This is a genomic window from Paraburkholderia sp. IMGN_8, from assembly GCF_038050405.1.
Taxonomy (GTDB): Bacteria; Pseudomonadota; Gammaproteobacteria; order Burkholderiales; family Burkholderiaceae; genus Paraburkholderia.
On record NZ_CP150901.1, the window covers coordinates 3,046,843 to 3,064,201 of the forward strand.

Sequence of the window (17,359 nt, forward strand, 5' to 3'; positions counted from 1 at the left end):
CGTCGGACCAGCGCCGGCGGCCCGCCGCGCCGGCACTGCACGGTAATGACCGGTGGTCACCTAAAAATTGAAATAAACCGGCTATTTTCAGAGACCGCCTGAAAGCCTGATCTTGCTCCCGCCGCGCGCAACATCGCGCATCATCCCCAACTCAGGAGCTCATCATGCAACAACGACTCGACTTCTATAACGCAAACCCTAACGCGGTTATGGCCCTTCTGGCCGTTGAAGAGCAAATCGCCGAGTCGCCCCTCGAAAAATCGCTGACGGAACTGGTGCGCCTGCGCGCAGCAGTCTCTCGGGCCTCACCGCGCTGGTTCGCTCGGGGCAGGCTTACGCCGTCCTCACGCAGACTGCCGTTCCCGCGGATCTACAGGTACTCAATGCCGACCCTGAACTGCCATCGTTACCCAGCGTCGGCAACTTCCTGAAATTCGCGCAGGCGCATCCATCTCTTTTGACCGTCTCATTTGCGGAGCACATCAGGCTCAGTCTGCCTTTGCTGTGATCGACGTGTCGTGTTCTGGCTGAACTCGCTGAGACGCCGCATTGCCACCATCAACTTGAGGCGCTTGGACTGCGTAAGTCGAGTCCCAGCCGCCGCCGAGCGCCTTGCAGAGCGTGATCAGATTCGCGGCAGCGATCGCCTCGCTTTGCTCGAGGTTGCTCTGGCCTTCGAGCAGTTGCTTCTGAACGTTCAGCACGTCGAGATAGTCCAATGCCCCAGCCTTGTAGCGCTGCTGCGCCACGGCGAGTGCTCGCTGGTTCAGCGCCACCACCTCCTTCAGCTTGCCGCGGCGCAGCTGCTCGGCATCGTAGGCAACCAGCGCATCATCCACCTCGCGCCACGCCTCGAGCACGCTTCGCTTGTAGATGATCGCGGCCTCCTGTTGTTGCGCCTCGCGTAACTGCAGGGTGCCCTTGAGCCGCCCGCCTTCGAAGATCGGCATCGTGATGGAGGGGCCGAGAATAAACTGCCCCGACGCCCAGCTGGCGAGGCTGGAGAGCTGAAGACTCTGAAAACCCGCACTGCCATTGAGTGAGATGTGCGGATAAAAGTCGGCTTTTGCCACACCGATCGACGCCGTGGCCGCATGCAATTGCGCTTCCGCTCGCCGGATATCGGGTCGGCGTTGCGCGAGCTCCGACGGAAAGCCGATGGGCACCTGTGCAGGCAGCTCGGGCACGTCATGCGGCTCGGCGAGCGTTTGCTTGAGCGCTCCCGGCTCCTCGCCGAGCAAGACGCCAATCGCGTTGATCTTGGTCTCGCATTGCGATTCGAGTGTCGGAATCAGACTTTCGATCGACGCTGCCTGCGCGGAAGCGTTGGCCACGTCGAGATCCGTCGTCACGCCGTCACGCTCGCGGATCTGCGTGAGCTTCGTGGTATCGCGGGCAATCTCGAGGTTTTGTTTCGCGATGGCCAGCAGCGATTGGCTGTCGCGCAACTCGATGTAGTCTCGCGCGAGTTCGGCGCGGGCTGACAACAACGCGGCGTTTCTGTCTTCGTAAGAAGCATCCGACAAGGCGGACGCCTCTTCGACGCCGCGTCGCACCCCGCCCCAGATATCGAGTTCCCAAGAGGCGTCGAAGCCCATTTGATAGAGGTTGTAGGCCGGCGCCCCCTTGGAGCCCGGTACCGGCGCCACGCCGAGCGGCGATTTCCCCGAAGCGGATTGCGATTGGGGGGCGAGCGACGGGACGCCGAGCAGCGACAGAATGCCGTTCGGGCTGCCGCGCTCGCGGTCGTAGGACGCAGCGCCGCCCAGCGTGGGTAATTCCGCTGCCCCCGCAATGCGCTGTCCGGCGCGGCTTTGCCGCAGGCGCGCCGACGCCGCGGCCACATCGAGGTTCGCATCGGCCAGTTGCTTTTCGAGCGCGGTCAACGTGGGATCGTTGAACAGCGTCCACCATTCGGAATCGAATCCGGCTTCGACGGCCTTGCTCGGCGCTTGCGCCGCTTCGGTACGTTCAAAGACTTGCGGCGGCGCGGACGTCGTGGGCGGCACGAAATTCGGTCCGACCGTGCAGCCCGCGATCACGAGGCATGCCAGGATTTCCAACGCCAACGCGCGGATCGCGCGCAATGTAAAGTCGTGCGTCCTCATTTTTGCTCTCCCGTTTCGGCCCGCGCATCGCCATGCCGGCCGGTGGCCACTTCGGTTTCGACAGACAGCCCCACGCTCAACGCGGACGCTGCCTCTTGACCTTTGTCAATGTCGATCTTGATCGGCACGCGTTGGACGATCTTCGTGAAGTTGCCCGTCGCGTTGTCGGGTGCGATAGGCGCAAAGCTCACACCGGTTGCGGGCGCGAGACTATCGATCCGGCCGTGAATCACCACGCTGGGAAGGCTGTCCACCTTGATGCGCACGCTTTCGCCGGGCCGCATCCTGGTGATTTGGTTTTCCTGGAAGTTGGCGACGACATAGGCTTCGGACAGCGGTACGATCGCGAGCACCGGCGCGCCGGGCGTCACGTATGCGCCAACCCGCGCGGAACGCCGCCCGACCTTGCCGTCGATCGGCGCGCGAATCTCCGTGTAGGACAGGTTGAGCTGCGCCTGCTCGAGCACCGCCTCGGCGCGTTCGAGCGCGCCGGCCGCCTTGTCGCGCTGGGTATTCAGTACGTTCAGGTTCTGCTCGGTTGCCTCCAGCGCGGCTTGGTCGTGAGCCTGCTGCGCGAGCTGCTCGGCGAGCGCGCTCGAGGCGTGCTGCTGCTCCTGAGCCGTGCCTGCGCCGGTTTGCGAGAGATCCTGGTACCGCGTGGCGTTGTCGCGCGCAAACGCGATCGCCGCATCGTCGGATTTGAGCGTCGCGCGCACCTGATCGACGAGCGCGGGCTGCCGCGCGATTTCGGCGTCGAAGTTCGCGACGGCCGCCTTTGCCGCAGCGACGTCCGCTTGAGCGCTCATCAAGGCGGCCTTGTAGTCGCGGTCGTCGATACGCACCAGCAATTGCCCGGCTTTGACCGACTGGTTGTCGTCGACCGGGACTTCGGAGATCTGGCCGGGGATGCGCGGCGCCACGAGGGTGAAATCGGCCTCGACGTAGGCGTCGTTGGTGGACTCGGTAGTCGAGCCGCCTGACAGGCTTGCATAAGCCCATGCGCCTATACCGACTGCGACGGCGATAGCGGCCGCGGGAATGAGTTTGCGGGGAGATCGAAGAGCGGTTGACATGATTGCGTTCCCTTAATGCTTGAATGACTAATGCGAAGAGGGCGGCGTCGTGCTCCACGGCGGGTAAATGCGCACGGGTAACACTGGCACGAGGAGAAGAAGCGCGATGGCGACGCCCGCCATCACGAGATAGAGATCCGCCGATGTCAGTACCACTGCTTGCTCGTGGATCCGGTGTGCAAGTTCGCCGAGGCCGTGGGCCGCGTCGATGCTCTGGCTCGTGACCAGCGCGTGATTGCCTAATTGGTCGACGAGCATGTTCGAATGAAGACGTTCGCGATCGGTGCCCAACCCTTCGATGAGACCCGTCGCCACAGCCGCCGAAAATGTCTTGAGCGAGTTGAACATCGCTGAAGCAAAGGGACCTTCCGTCGGGGGCAAGCCCGTCGTCACACCCATCAGGATCGCGAGGATCACCATCGGCTGCGCGACGATCTGTATCGATTGAAGCCAGTAGAAGTTGTCGCGGACCCACTCGGACGTGATGAAGCTCCCCATCACGCACGTGGTGATCATGAGGCTCAAGCCGATGGCCATGACCCACCGGTGGTCGACGCGCCGCAGATTCAGGAGTGCGGCCGTCAAAGGCAACGTGATCAAGAGCGGCAGCGCAACCAGCAGCGACAGGGGCGCGGTTTGCAGCGGCCGGTAGGTGTGAACGTTGGCGAGAAATTGGCCGGGAATCGCCGCCACGCCAACCAGCAAGATCACCGCGCCCGCCAGTGTCGTGAGCCCGTGCGCAAAGTTTCTGCGCGCCAGCAGCTGCAGCTTAAAAAAAGGATGCGGGTGAAACCACTCGTTGAGAAGGAACGTCACCAACATCAGCCCGCCGCCGATCAGCATCACGCGAATGAACGCGGAATCGAGCCAGTCGAGACGATCGCCTTGCAGAAGGCCGATCACGAGCATGGCGACGGCCGGAAAGCCGGTCAGAAACCCGGTCCAGTTGAAGGCCGCGAGCCGTTCGAGTTTGAGCGGATCGGCCGGCAGCCCCCACTGGATCGCCGCGCAGCTCGCGATGCCCAGCGGCACGATTTGCCAAAAGGCCATTTGCCAGCCGACGTACTCGGTCCACAACGCGGCGAGCGGTGTGCCGAGCGCCGGCCCGAAGGTCGCCGTGAGTGCGTACCCTGCGAGTCCGTAGAGCTTCACTTTGGGCGGGAGATAGCGCAGCGCCACGATGATCAGCATCGGGGGAAGGCATCCGCCGGCCATCCCCTGCAGCACGCGCAGCCCATCGAGCGTGAGCAGGTTCGGCGCGAAGGGGCAAAGGAACCCGAGGATCATCGTCGCGGTCACGGCGCCGATCGTGAATCGCTTGAGCGTGAAGGTGATCCCGAACCACGGGGCAAACACCATCGTCGCCACATTGGCCGCCTCGAACAGCGCGGTCAGCCAGGTTCCATCGTCATGACCAATCGAGAGCGCGCCCTGGATGTCCGCCATGGCCTGCGCCGTGACCTGCTCGTTGAGAATGGCCAGGAGAGACGCCAGCAGCATCCCGACGAGGCCGGCGGCGAGGCGCAGCGTCAGGCTGGACTGCGGGGGCGTCGGCTGTGCGGGAGCCTCCTCCCTCGGTGCAGGAGCGGGTGCCGGCGCCTTCGCGACGCTCAATCGTTCCGCTCCGGTGGTGAAAGGGTCGATGGTGGTCATGGGAACCTCGTTGCTACTCGCGTTAGATAGGAAATCTAGCTATTTCCTATCGAGCCATATCTATGACTGAGCGCAGCTGAACTACTGCGTGCGTCGTGCCTCTGCAAAATATTGCGGTGCTTCGCGGCGATCGAACATGCCGTACGCGCGGATGATGCGGACGTTTCGCCGGCGCGAGCCATCCGCTGCCGCTGCATCGCGTTCGAACGCTTCAGCCGCCGCCTGGTCGCGCCACGTCACCACCGCGATCACCTCGCCCGGCGTCATCAGTGCGTCGAACACGTCCCAGGCAACGAGGTCAGGCGCGTTCATATCGACGCCAAGCGATTTCGTCACCGCTTGCGCGCCAGCTTGCTTGACCCAGTCCGGCGCGAAAGTCCCTTCATGCAGCGTCACTGCCGTGCCGCTGCCCGTCTCGGTGACGTCCAGGCGTTGCTCGATCAGGACCTGTCCCGCAGGCAACTGGTTGTCGCTGACGACTTGGCCAATACGCAGGCGATAGTCGGAGAACACCCGGTCACGCGCGGCTTGCATGATCTTGTGGTGGGCTGCCTGGCTGCGCCAGCGCACGAGCGCCTTCTCGTCGCGCCAGCTCGACAGCGACAGAAGCCATCCTTCGCGCGTGAGGCTTGCGTAGCGATTGTTATGGATGAACCCGTCGATCTTCTCGAGTTCGGGGCGCAGCATCTTGGCCATGCCGAGATACGCGTTGAACTGTTCGGGCTTCGGATTGACTTCAAGCATTGCGGCAAACATGTGCACCTCTTTCGGTTGGTTGGTGATACGACGTGCAGTGATTGTCGGGGAAAGCCCCAATTCATAGGGGCCCAAGCTAGTTGCTATTGGGCCAATGAGTTTGCAATTTTTGCCAACCGGGCAATCGACGTTCCGATAACCATCGCAGGCTGAAAGAGTCCTTTGAGTACTGATCGAATAGAATCACCGCGAGTGGACGCGGCGATCAGGGTGGGAGGCGGAATGGACAAATTGCGCGAGATGGAGATCTTCGTCGCCATCGTTGACCGAGGCAGTTTTACCGGCGCGGCCGACAAACTCGACATGTCGGCCGGCGGGGTCTCGCGAGCGGTCAATTCGCTCGAATCCCGTCTCGGCACGCAACTGCTCGCCCGGACAACCCGAACGGTTCGTCCGACGGATGCAGGCATGGCTTATCTCGAAGCCTGCAGGAAGGTGTTGGACACCATCACGGACGCGGAAGCGAGCATTGCGGCCGATCCACTCAATCCCGTAGGGACGTTGACCGTTTCCGCACCGGTCCTGTTCGGCCAGCGATATGTGGCGCCGCTGATCAACGCCTTCGCGCTGCGTTATCCGGACGTCACCATCAACGCGGTATACGCTGATCGAACCACGCGGCTCCTAGAGGAAGGGGTGGATGTGGCGCTCCGTATCGGCCACCTCGGAGACTCTTCGACATACGCCATTCCGTTGGGTTTTGTGCGGCGCCGGACCTACGCCGCGCCCTCCTATCTGGCCGAGCGTGGAGAACCCGTTCACCCCAGGGATCTGATCAATCACCACTGCGTGTCTTTCACCGGCGTCTCGCACCCACTCGAGTGGGTGTTCAGCGAAAACGGTTCGAGGCTGCCTGTCAGAGTGCGGCCGCGGATGGTGGTCGACCTCGGCCCCGCTGCCATTCTCGCCGCCGCCGAAGGTGTGGGCATCACTCAGCTGCTGTCGTACCAGGCGGCGCCGGAGGTGGCCGACGGCAAACTCCAACCGGTCCTGACGTCATTCGAGCCCGAGTCGGTGCCGGTGAGCCTGCTGCATGTCGAGCGGCGCAGCACCAGCGGCAAGATTCGCGCTTTCGTGGAATACGTGACCGAGACGCTACGCCGGAACCCGCACCTTCAGGCTGCGGACGCTACCGCAACGCGAACTTCGCGGTAAGCGGTCACCAGCGCATCGAGGTCGAACGCCCTATTCAGTCCGCTTGGATTGGGGACGACCCACATGCGTGCGCCGCCGAATGGCTCTGTTTGTCGACCCCAGTCGATATCGCGCGTACTGGAGATCGCCGAAAGTGCCATCTTTCCGAGGAAAACGATATGCCGCGGCGCGTATCGCTCGATCTTTCGGCGGAAAGCATTCCCGGCCAGTTCAATCTCCGATCGCGAGAGCTCGGCGGCTTGCGCAGTTGGTCGAGGGACCACGGTAGTGAGACCGCAGCCATATCGAAGAATCGTGTAATCGTCTTCGGGCCGAATGTGTTCGGGGGTAAACCCGGCGAGATGCACGACCCGCCAGAATCGATTGCCTCGGCCCGCAAAGTGGTGACCTGTCGATGCCGCACGGATACCTGGATTAATTCCGCAAAATACCACCGACAAGTTCGGTTCTAGGAGATCGGGAAGCGATTGAAGCGAATCGGCGTCAGTCACGAATGAGCGAGTGCTTGAAAAGAGACCTGCGTGCCTGCATCGCCGCGGAATCGTTGTCGATATTGTTTCGGCGTGACTTCCAGCCGCCGGGAGAACGTCGTGCGCATATGCGTGGCGCTGCGGAAGCCGCATTTATACGCAACGGTCTTCAGCGGCGCATCGGAGTCTTCCAGCAACTTCCTCGCGCTGTCGACGCGAACCTGCTCCACAAACGCGGACGGTGTCACTTTCGCGTACTTTGCAAAGACTCGCGAGAACGTCCGCCGGCTCACGCCCACTGCGTCCGCGAGCTGCTCGATCGAAAGCGCGTCGGTTATATGCTCGGTCACGTACCGGTGCACCTTGCCGATAATCGGATCTTCGTCCCTGCCTGTTCCCATATACGGGCTGTACTGCGATTGACCGCCTTCCCTTTGGATATACACCACGAGACGTTTTGCGACACGCACCGCCAACTCGTGTCCAAAGTCTTCGGCGACCAGCGACAGGCACAGATCGATGCCGGCCGTCACGCCCGCCGACGTAATGAGGCGCCCGTCGCGAACGAAGATCTTGTCGGGCTGCAAACGCGCCTGCGGAAATTCGTGGGCCAGACGGCCCGCGTCCGCCCAGTGAGTCGTCACTTCCTTGCCATCGAGCAGTCCGGCATGGGCAAGCACGAATGCCCCATTGCAAATGGAGCCGAACCGTTTCGTGTCTCGTGCCTGAAGTTGCAGCCACGTCAGAAATTCATTTGACGGTTGAACGTCGGGCAATTGCGGGCCGCCTGCGATCAGCAGCAGGTCCCATTGCGTGTTGAGATCCGCGTAGCTATACGGCACGGAAAGCCCCATCCCGTTCGAGCAGGTCACGGTGCCGGCCTGAGGGCCTACGAGCGTGACTTCATATTTCTGCTGCTCTGTAAGGTTCGCGCTGGCTTCCGCGAACACATCGAGGGGGCCCGCAACATCGAGCGCTTGGACACCATCGAATATGACAATGGCGACTTTCATGCCGTGACCTTCTTGGAGTGAATCGTCCCGTTTCCGATACCGGCGACCCGATTGGCTTGACCCGAACGGCCGGACCCAACCTGCGAACCTGCAACGACGGTTGGCGAGTGAGCTTACCGCAATGGCTCGAAAACAGGGACGTACTAGGCTGAAACTGTCTTTTGAGTGCGAGTCATCAATGGATTGGACTGGGGAGATGTCGAACGCACGTTGGCCCAAATCTCAAGTTGATTGGCCCAGCATGACGACAACCGCGTGTTTCCTCGCCCGTGCCGGCTGAATAGACTGGGTCTCGTGGATTCCATTCGCGGAGTGGGGGGTATGCAAGTAGCGATGATGCTGTATAAGGGATTCCGGCTGCTCGAGGTGACGGGCCCGATGGACGTGTTCCACGAAGCGAATCGTCTGAGCGGCGCCACGCTGTACGAGCAGCATCTCGTAGGGCCGTCTCCGGGGCCCGTCGCGTGCTCGAATGGCGTAGCGGTGGGGACGACGGAGTCTCTGTTGGATGTGCGTATTTCATTCGACATCGTCGTCGTGCCGGGCTCCCCGGCCGTCGGCCCGGGGTCTGAGCATCGCGAACTGGTGGACTGGCTTCGTGATGCCGGAAGCAGGGTGCGAAGGCTCGCGTCGGTGTCCAACGGGGCGTTTTTAATCGCGCGCGCCGGCCTTGCCGATCATCGCGCGTTGACGACGCATAGGCGCGACGCACAACGTCTGTCCACCGAGTTCCCCCTGGTACACGTCATCAGCCATCAAAGCTATTTGAAGGATGGCAACCTGTACTCGTCGCGCGGTGTGAGCGACGGTATCCGGGTGGCCTTGGCTCTCGTCCGAGAGGACCTTGGAGAAGCGTTCGCCAGAAGCGTGACAAAGTCATTGTCGAGGCAGCGCTCGTGGCCCAAATGTAGCTAAGTTTGGCCCGTGCGCCATCACAACGAAGGGACCGCGCGGTTCCGATCGTTGGCAGAATCGTGGTGTCTTTTCTCGCCGTTGTTCGAGCAGCTTATTTCAGCTGCGAGTGCCCCTCATGTTCGACCGCAAGCCAGCCATGACTCAATACCCAAACATTGCAACACCCGCCGATCCGACGCCAACGCATACGAGCGAGATGCTGTCGGGCGCCGACATCATTCTGCGCGTACTTGCCGAGCAGGGCGTCGACACGATGTTCGGGTATAGCGGTGGCGCGATTTTGCCGACCTACGACGCCGTGTTTCGTCATAACGAAATGAACGCGGCGCATGCCAAGCGTCAGATCAAGTTCGTCGTCCCCGCCAATGAACAAGCCGCGGGCTTCATGGCCGCCGGTTATGCGCGGGCCAGCGGAAAAGTCGGCGTCTTCATGGTGACGTCCGGCCCGGGCGCGACGAATGCCGTGACGCCGATCGCCGACTGCAATGGCGATTCGATACCGGTTGTTCTCATCTGCGGGCAGGTGCCACGCGCCGCGATCGGCAGCGACGCGTTTCAGGAGGCGCCCGTCTTCAACATCATGTCGGCGTGCGCGAAGCAGGTGTTCCTGGTAACCGACCCGGCGAAGCTCGAGCAAACCCTGCGAACCGCATTCGAAATTGCCCGCACCGGCCGGCCGGGCCCGGTCGTCGTGGACGTGCCCAAAGACATCCAGAACTGGAGGGGTCCCTATCATGGGCGGGGCACGCTGCATTCCCGCGGCTACGCCGATCGTCTGCGAATGGTGGCGCAAGGCGCGCGTCTTGAACGAGAAAAGGCCCACGCCTTCTTCGAGCTTCTGCGCGAGAGTCAGCGGCCGCTGCTCTATATCGGCGGCGGCGTGATCACGGCTCGCGCGGCGGCTGAGCTACGCGCGTTTGCCGAGCGCAACCGCATTCCGATCGTGACGACGCTCATGGGTCTTGGCGCCATCCCTGCCGATCACGAGCTGTATCTCGGAATGCTCGGCATGCATGGCACTGCAAGCGCGAACTACGCCGTTGAAGACTGTGACTTTCTCATCGCGGTGGGCGCCCGGTTCGACGATCGGGTTGCCGGTGGGCGGCCTGAATCATTCGCCGCCGGTGCTCGCCATGTCGCTCATATCGATATCGACGAGGCGGAGATCAACAAGGTCAAACGCGCGCACTGGGCTCACGTGGGCGACGCGAAAGACGCGCTGCTGTCTTTGATCGAGCACAGTCCGGCGACGCCATCGCCTTCGACATGGCTCGAACGCGTCGCGGAGTTGAAGCGCACGTTCGGGCAGAACTACGACCGCAACAACCCCGCGATTCAGCCGCAGTGGGTGGTCGAGAAACTCAGCGAAATCACGTGCGGACGAGCGATCATCACCACGGGCGTCGGCCAGCATCAGATGTGGGCCGCGCAGTTCTTCGGGTTTGGCGAGCCTCGCAGCTTTCTGACATCGGGAAGCATGGGAACGATGGGTTTCGGACTGCCCGCCGCAATCGGCGCGCAATTGGCGCGACCGGACGCCCTCGTGATCGACATCGACGGCGACGGAAGCATCCGGATGAATCTCGGCGAACTGGAGACGGCAACCACTTATGGCGTCCCCGTTAAGGTGTTGCTGCTCAACAATCGCGGTGACGGCATGATCCGGCAGTGGCAGCGCCTCTTTTATGAAGGACGGATGTTCGTCAGCGACAAGTCGTTGCATAGCAAGGACTTCGTGATGACGGCCAAGGCCGATGGCTTTAAATTTGCGCGCTGCGTTCAAGCGGTGGATGAACTCGAGGGCGCGCTGAGGGCGTTCGTGGAATTCGACGGGCCTGCCTTTCTCGAGGTGATGATCGACGAGAACGCCGATGTATTTCCGATGGTAGGCCCGGGACAAAGCTACGCGAACATGATCACAGGTCCCTTCATTCCGTCTCGCACCAGGCAGGAAACACACATTCAGGGCGTGGGACGCCAGAGCGCCACGGACATGTTCTAGCCGTTCAACTGCTATTGAGGCGCTTGTCGAAGTCCATGATTGACGAGAACTTGATTCATAAGGCACTGGCGAACCCGTTCCGGCGCGAAGTCTTGAGGTGGTTGAAGGCCCCTAAAGAGCACTTTGCGCAAGGCCACATCGATCTGGCTCGCGGGGTGCCGTCGAATGCCATCCTCGCGCGCAGCGGGCTGGCGCAATCGACCGTATCGGCACACCTCGCGGCATTGGTCGGCGCGGGACTGCTTGATTCGACACGAGCGGGTCAGTGGATGTTTCTATCGCGAAACGAAGACGTCATTCGCGCCTTTGCGGAACAGATCAAATCGCATTTGTAGCCGCGGGTACTATCGATAGATGTGTGGGCGCTGTCTCGCATACCGACTGCCGGAATCGCATTGCGATTTCCTTCCGCAGGATACCGGGTTGAGGGTCGAGCAGCATAACCGTTCTCGTTCAACCGCCTTGGGGCGCTTGGCCTTGGCGCATCATTCAAAGCCCGGCTCGGGCGGCGACAATGGAGTCGGAAGCTGCCGCTCGTCCCGCCGGGCTGAACGTCAGCAACTGGCCGGACGGAGTCGGATGACGACCGGCTCAGGTCGACCCGTTGCCGCCTTCCGGATCACTGCCAAGTCAACGGCGGCTTTCGGGCCACCTACGGTCGTTCGATCACGTGGTGGGACAGACGCCCTGAGAGCGTCTTCACTCGCATAACGGATCCTTTGCAAACCGGCCATGACCCTCGCGTACCGACCACAGCGTCAACTGTCAATCCAGTCTCGTGACGGCAGCACCAGTCTCACTCATTCCGCCTCCCTGCAAGGCGGTCGGCGGGTCGGTTGGCACAATTGGTGAAACGTCCACCCGGATATTCAGCCTCCGAAAAAGCGCCGTAGTCTCACTAACTCCGTTTCCCGGCAGCAGGTGCGGGGAGCCGGAATTCGTTGGAACGTTAGAACGCACCGCCTGGACAATCAACAGCTTGCGATCGTTTTTCGGTCCACGGCGGCGCTACATCCCACCGAAATAGTTCAACTGTATTCGATAGAATGAGTACACGCGATGGCATTGCGGAGTTCCAGGTGAAGCGATGCGCCGCGCAACACTGTGCCGTAACCCTGCAGACCTGACTGGAAATGAGTACGGGCAAGATTCTGTCCGGCATCGCGATGGCCGCGCTGTCCACGGCATGCGCCGCTGCGGGGGTGGCCGGTGCTTGTTTGCCGTCGTTCTCCGAGGTCGACGTCAAGGATGGACTCGAAGTGCGGACCCGCTGCGCTGTCTCCGCGCCCGCGCTCGCGCGCCTCACTGAACGCCTGAACCGCGCGGTGAAGAGCGACGGGCTCTCCGCCACGCAACGGGTTGCGCTGGCGACAGCGGCCAACGTGATGCTGCACGCGGTCTTCTCGCAGACAGACCACGGCGAACCCACAAACGACGCCGCGTTCGTCAACCTCGAACCGCTCTTCGAAAACCTCGCATCGCAGATCAGGACGCGCACCGATATCGACCTCGCAGCCGAAGCGTCGAAATGGAACGCACGCTATGAAGATCTGCTGCGCAGGATGTCGATCACACGCAGCGCGGATCGCACCGAACTGCAGATCTACGAAGCAGCGAGGCGCCTCGATCTGGATAACGCATCCGCGCTGCTGATGCGGCTCGTTGCTAACGCACCTGGCACCGCCCAGCTATCCGCGGCGCGCAACTACGAAGCGGCGAGCATCGAACTGCTTCGCTTCATGCCATGGAACGCGCTGCCGTACCTAGAGAAGGCCCATGCACTGCAACCCAACGATATGGACATCGCCACCGCATTCGCCGACACACTGCTCGTGCAGCACGAGCCCGAGCGCGCGGAGCCGGTGTATCGCGCGCTGCTGACCCAGTATCGGACGCTTGCGCAACAGAAGCCCGCCGCGTGGCAGCCCGCCATCGCGCGTACGCTCGGCAAGCTTGGCAGTCTGTATGTGATGCGGCAGCAGCAGAAGGAAGCCGAAGCCGCATGGCTGCACGCGCTCGAAATCTACTGGGCGCTCGCGCGCGTGAACCCTTCGGGCTACGGTCCCGCAGTGGCTAACACCTTTGACAGCCTCGCAGCCTTGTACCGCGACACGCGACGTCTGCAGGAAGCAGCAGACGCGTGGCGCGAAGCCCTCGCCGTCGACCGCGCGCTGGCCCGACAGGACCCGGCCATGTACCGGCCCGCGGTCGCGACGACGCTCAACGACCTCGGCATCCTCTACAGCGCGACACAGCGCGCGCACGACGCGGAACTCGCCTATCGCGAAGCGCTCGGCATCCAGCGCGCACTCGCACACGACAATCCCGCCGCCTGGCGTCCGGCGCTTGCGCGCACGCTGAATAACCTCGGGAACTTCTACATTGCAAGCGAGCGGCTGCCGGAAGCGGAGCACGCCTACCGGGAAGCTCTGAAGATCCGCCAACAGCTCGCCCGCGAAAGCCCCGCGCTTTACCAGCCCGACTTGGCGCGTACGCTCGGCAATCTGGGTGTGCTTTACCGCGCCGAACAGCGGCCGGCCAAGGCACTGCAGGCGTATCAGCAGGCGCTGCAGATCGTTCACGCCCTCTCGCGCAATGCGCCTGGCGCGTACCAGCCTGACGAGGCGCGGATACTGAACAATCTGGGCGTGCTCTACAGCCGCACGGGCAGGCCGCGCGAAGCGGAAGACGCGTGGCGCCGTGCGCTGGATCTTTACCGCAAACTCGCACACGACGATCCGTTGACCTGGCGGCAGGATGAAGCACGCACCTTGCGGAATCTGGGCACGCTGCTCAGCCGCACGCAACGTTCGGCTGAAGCCGACGAAATGAAACGCGAGGCGGATGAACTGACCGATTCGACGCGGGCGCAATAGAGCGCGGACAAGACGATTGTTAGCGCTCGATGCTCGCAAGTGCAGTCGATTTAATCTGATCAACGCGCGAAGGTCGGTTGTCTAAGCGAAGCGGTCGCCCAGATGTCCGAATGCCGGCAGAGGCGAACGACGCTTCATGGCCGACTGCTGTCTGTCGTGAGCAACATGACGGCACTATGACGGGCGGAATACGCGGCAAGGGGATATTTAGAGGCAACGCATGCAACCGGAGCTACCTGTCGCTTGGCCATGCCGTTTCGTCGACAAACGCCGTCGCCGGCGCGCGATGAGCGACGCGCCAGCCCGCTCGAGAGGCCACATTGATGCGCCGCTTCTTGTGGCTGTCGCGACAAAACGATTAGCATCGCTTTAGAGGAGCAACGCGTTTGTGCACCTTTAGGCGCCAAACCTTTAGGCGCCAATTTATAAGGGCGGGTCATGCCCTCAAGCAAATGACCATCGGGATCGTCGAAATACACTCTCCGGCCATCGTTGTGCAGATAGGTGCCGGCCCGTTGTTTACCGGAAACGGGCCGCATCCTTACGGTTGCGACCCAGCAGTCTGAGCCCATCGGAGCGCCGCCGCAAGGTGGTTGGCTCCTATCGGTTGCCGTCATGCGCTCCAGTCGAACTCGGTAATCTCCGCGTGCCCCAGGCTGTCCCATTGCCGCATGTCGGGATCGCGCCAGTAAGTGCCTTTGCCGTTGGCAAGTCCAATGTCGTTGCGGAAGGCGGCTGCGCCGTGCAGCAGGCGCGTGAGCTCGCCGGTGGCACCGCGCAGCGGTTTGGCGAACGCCACGCCGATTTTACCTACCGTGATGCGCGTCTCGTCCGAACCGCTCTGGATGTCGATCGGCGCCTCCTGGGTCGGCAGCCATTGCTTGACGAGTTGCCCGACGACTTCGTAGACGCCACCCCGCTGGCCCTTGAACAGCGGCTCGAGCGTGGCCCGCTGCGCCGCCGAAACGGCGGGGTCGAAGTAGATGCGCCCGACGCCCTCCCCGCCCAGGAAGCCTTTGGGCCAGTCAGCAACCCACGCCAGCTTGGCGCCGCCCACGTCGACGCCGTCGACATCGCCGCTACCAATATGGACCCACTGGCCGCCCGAGCACCAGACCTGATCGCCTTCCATCTCACCCAGCATGCAAGGGCAGCCGACCTTGCAACTGCATGGTGCATAGTAGGTTCCCACGATATGCCAAGCCATAGCATGCCTCCTTAGGTTCGCTTGTTGTCGAACGCGACACGGCTCTCGCTCGCGAGCCGTGTCGCCGCCTTCCCTTCCGGCTACGGGATGCCGCCGAGCCAAGGCATCGCCAGCATCGCGAGCCCGCCCGCGATCAGCGCTGCTCCCAGGGGCGGAGCGACGCGGTGGCCGCCGGGCAAGGTTTTCTCGATGAAAATGATGACCGCCGCCGTGAGCATCCACACCATATTCATTGCACCGAGCGCGACCAGCGCGACCATCAGGCCGGCACAGCAACCGATGCAGTCGGCCGCATGCAGCACGCCGAGACGCAAAGCGCCGCGCGCGCCCGGCCGCCAGTGCTGCATCAGGAAAAACAGCGGGTTGCTGCACCGCGTGTGGCAACTGCGTTTGAGCCGCGTGAACTGATAGACGCCCCCCGCGATCAGCAGCAGGCCAGGGACAATGGCCCCCCCTTCACTCATGTGGTCGATGATCCACGGATACGCGTACACCGGCAGCCCGGCAGCGGTCCAAAGCACCACATAGCCCATGAGCAGCGCGGCCATTCCTGGCCACGCACCGGGGCGTCCTGGGCGCTCGCGAGTGGTGGCCCGATAAAGCAGCATCAGAGGCAGCGCGGCGGGGAGCATCATCGCGACCATCATCACTGCCCAGGCCACGAGAAAGAACACGATGCGGCTGTCCATTTGTCCGGCCATGCCCATCTCGTCCATGGCGCGGCCTTGCCGGACCGTGTAGGCCCAACTCGCCGCCGTCAGCAGCAGGAGCACGGTGCCCGGAAGAAGGTTCTCCCGCTTAGCCAGGACTGCCCATCCGACGGCAACCGGTCGGCCGGACGCCTCCGAAGCGCGAGGGTGGGACATGGCGTTCTCTTTGCGATGCGCTTACGCGGGCATCGACAGCCCGGGCGTGGGGAAAGATAGGTACGGCGCCTCATGGTCGGCGCGAACTGGGCGGGAGGTGCGTTACAGCAACTACGTCACGTACCGATGCCCGACTCGAAATCGGTCAAGCGAAGGACTATAGACAAAGATATATGCAAAGAACCCGGGAAAGTCCATGCGTATTTCATCTGGGCCGGGATCGCGCCGGTTTTGCCGCCTTGGGAGTCCATTAGATTTTCGCGCGAATACCAGGGTAGCAGATTCCAGAGCTCGGGCCCTATGCGGGCTTGCGAATCGACCTTAATTAACTATCGAGCTACAGCAAACATTTTATGTTTGGGGCATTTCCCCGTGGCGCCGCGCGATCCGAACGCGGAAGTGGCCGGGCAGGGCTTTTGAATCCGAACCTCAGTGACAAGTCCGGATAGTTCGGGAGGATAACGAACTACGTTGATTGGACCAACCGCCCGGACCTCGACAATGTGCTCCCCTGTTATGAAGCTATCGATTCGGATCTGAACCGAATCCCATTGCCGGAAATTTTTATTCGCATGCAAGAACCGATCGACGCGCCATTTCCTGTCGGAGCAGCTCTCGCTTGTGAACATCGCGGAGAGCGCACGTCGGAGGATCGGACCGCATCCCGTCGGCGCAGCTCTCCCGTCCCTCTAACTCATGCCTTGACGAGCTGCAGGCCGCCGAAATTCTGGATGGTGGGAATATCGACCTTCGTGTACGTGTCGGTCTGGGTGACCGGCGCCACCACGACGGCCGGGCTGGCGAAGCCGCCACCATACGCAGCGTTGACGTTTGCGACGTTGTAGTTGCTGCCGCCGCGTACAGCGGAGAGGGCCTTGACGGACAGTTCTTCGGCGTGTGCGAGGTCTTTGATCATCAGCGAGGTCATGGTAAATCTCCTGGGTTTGCTTCGGTTTGGGAAAGAGCACTATTCGTTGCGCTCACAGGCACAAACGCATAGGGTGTGCCACTCTCAGATCGCGGGCCGCGAAGAATCGCCTAACCGCATGAAAACAAAGAAAATAAATATTTGGCATGAGCTATTGCGAAGCATTCCGAAGGGCTGGAGAAAAAAAGATGTCCTGCTATGACAAACATATCTCCCAGTGACTGTTTGTTTTCGAACAACAGGTCTGCCCAGGTAAATCTCAGATGACATGACGGCCGTTCCCGGTCCGCCCGGCCAGCGTCGCGCACACGTCAATTGCCGATGCGTGTCGGGCATG

Annotated in this window: 14 protein-coding genes and 3 pseudogenes; 7 read left to right on the forward strand and 10 right to left on the reverse strand. The window is 62.1% G+C overall.

Annotated elements, in window-relative coordinates:
* Positions 1-164: 164 nt before the first annotated feature.
* Together WN982_RS34930 and WN982_RS34935 are read left to right on the forward strand one after the other, a co-directional pair.
* A pseudogene (locus WN982_RS34930) lies at positions 165-293 on the forward strand (carboxymuconolactone decarboxylase family protein); the annotation flags it as partial.
* Positions 278-508 (forward strand): annotated as a pseudogene (locus tag WN982_RS34935) (LysR family transcriptional regulator); the annotation flags it as partial. The pseudogenes WN982_RS34930 and WN982_RS34935, both read left to right, overlap by 16 nt.
* On the opposite strand, the gene WN982_RS34940 reads toward WN982_RS34935, so the two are convergent.
* The 4 genes from WN982_RS34940 to WN982_RS34955 form a co-directional block, all read right to left on the reverse strand.
* A complete protein-coding gene (locus tag WN982_RS34940) occupies positions 489-2,108 on the reverse strand; it encodes an efflux transporter outer membrane subunit (protein ID WP_341316563.1) in 1,620 nt (539 codons plus the stop codon). The pseudogene WN982_RS34935 and the gene WN982_RS34940 sit on opposite strands and share 20 nt — an antisense overlap.
* Entirely contained in the window at positions 2,105-3,181 is a 1,077-nt protein-coding gene (locus tag WN982_RS34945; RefSeq protein ID WP_341316564.1) for an HlyD family secretion protein, read from the reverse strand. Before WN982_RS34945 ends, WN982_RS34940 begins: the two co-directional genes overlap by 4 nt.
* A gap of 27 nt (positions 3,182-3,208) precedes the next feature.
* Positions 3,209-4,834: an MFS transporter gene (locus tag WN982_RS34950; RefSeq protein WP_341316565.1), complete on the reverse strand. Its 1,626-nt coding sequence runs from the start codon at positions 4,832-4,834 to the stop codon at positions 3,209-3,211.
* An 81-nt stretch (positions 4,835-4,915) separates the two neighbouring features.
* Complete coding sequence (locus WN982_RS34955) at positions 4,916-5,590, reverse strand: antibiotic biosynthesis monooxygenase (RefSeq protein WP_341316566.1); 675 nt, start codon at positions 5,588-5,590, stop codon at positions 4,916-4,918.
* Positions 5,591-5,812: 222 nt separating this feature from the next.
* On the opposite strand from WN982_RS34955, the gene WN982_RS34960 reads away from it, so the two are divergent.
* Positions 5,813-6,745: a LysR family transcriptional regulator gene (locus tag WN982_RS34960; protein WP_341316567.1), complete on the forward strand. Its 933-nt coding sequence runs from the start codon at positions 5,813-5,815 to the stop codon at positions 6,743-6,745.
* On the opposite strand, the gene mug is transcribed toward WN982_RS34960, so the two are convergent.
* Positions 6,706-7,236: a G/U mismatch-specific DNA glycosylase gene (gene mug, locus WN982_RS34965; protein WP_341316568.1), complete on the reverse strand. Its 531-nt coding sequence runs from the start codon at positions 7,234-7,236 to the stop codon at positions 6,706-6,708. The genes WN982_RS34960 and mug overlap by 40 nt on opposite strands.
* Positions 7,233-8,228 (reverse strand): GlxA family transcriptional regulator, encoded by a 996-nt coding sequence (locus WN982_RS34970; protein ID WP_341319519.1) that lies wholly within the window; start codon positions 8,226-8,228, stop codon positions 7,233-7,235. The genes mug and WN982_RS34970 overlap by 4 nt, the downstream gene beginning before the upstream one ends.
* A gap of 321 nt (positions 8,229-8,549) precedes the next feature.
* On the opposite strand from WN982_RS34970, the gene WN982_RS34975 reads away from it, so the two are divergent.
* The 4 genes from WN982_RS34975 to WN982_RS34990 all read left to right on the forward strand — a co-directional run bounded on the left by WN982_RS34975 (position 8,550) and on the right by WN982_RS34990 (position 14,021).
* Positions 8,550-9,143: an AraC family transcriptional regulator gene (locus WN982_RS34975; protein ID WP_341316569.1), complete on the forward strand. Its 594-nt coding sequence runs from the start codon at positions 8,550-8,552 to the stop codon at positions 9,141-9,143.
* Positions 9,144-9,279: 136 nt separating this feature from the next.
* Positions 9,280-11,145, forward strand: coding sequence for a biosynthetic-type acetolactate synthase large subunit (gene ilvB, locus WN982_RS34980; protein ID WP_341316570.1), 1,866 nt, complete (start codon positions 9,280-9,282; stop codon positions 11,143-11,145).
* A 35-nt stretch (positions 11,146-11,180) separates the two neighbouring features.
* Positions 11,181-11,480, forward strand: a complete 300-nt coding sequence (locus WN982_RS34985; protein ID WP_341316571.1) for a helix-turn-helix domain-containing protein — start codon at positions 11,181-11,183, stop codon at positions 11,478-11,480.
* Positions 11,481-12,278: 798 nt separating this feature from the next.
* Positions 12,279-14,021 (forward strand): tetratricopeptide repeat protein, encoded by a 1,743-nt coding sequence (locus WN982_RS34990; protein WP_341316572.1) that lies wholly within the window; start codon positions 12,279-12,281, stop codon positions 14,019-14,021.
* Positions 14,022-14,440: 419 nt separating this feature from the next.
* On the opposite strand, the pseudogene WN982_RS34995 reads toward WN982_RS34990, so the two are convergent.
* From WN982_RS34995 to WN982_RS35010, 4 genes and pseudogenes are all read right to left on the reverse strand, one after another.
* Positions 14,441-14,542 (reverse strand): annotated as a pseudogene (locus WN982_RS34995) (VOC family protein); the annotation flags it as partial.
* 92 nt (positions 14,543-14,634) lie between these two features.
* The gene (locus WN982_RS35000; protein WP_341316573.1) at positions 14,635-15,228 is read right to left on the reverse strand and encodes a DUF1326 domain-containing protein; all 594 of its coding nucleotides are present in this window, start codon (positions 15,226-15,228) and stop codon (positions 14,635-14,637) included.
* 80 nt (positions 15,229-15,308) lie between these two features.
* Positions 15,309-16,094, reverse strand: coding sequence for a DUF2182 domain-containing protein (locus WN982_RS35005; RefSeq protein ID WP_341316574.1), 786 nt, complete (start codon positions 16,092-16,094; stop codon positions 15,309-15,311).
* Between the two features lie 694 nt (positions 16,095-16,788).
* On the reverse strand, positions 16,789-17,022 hold the full coding sequence (locus WN982_RS35010; RefSeq protein ID WP_341316575.1) for a hypothetical protein: 234 nt from the start codon (positions 17,020-17,022) through the stop codon (positions 16,789-16,791).
* Positions 17,023-17,359 lie beyond the last annotated feature (337 nt).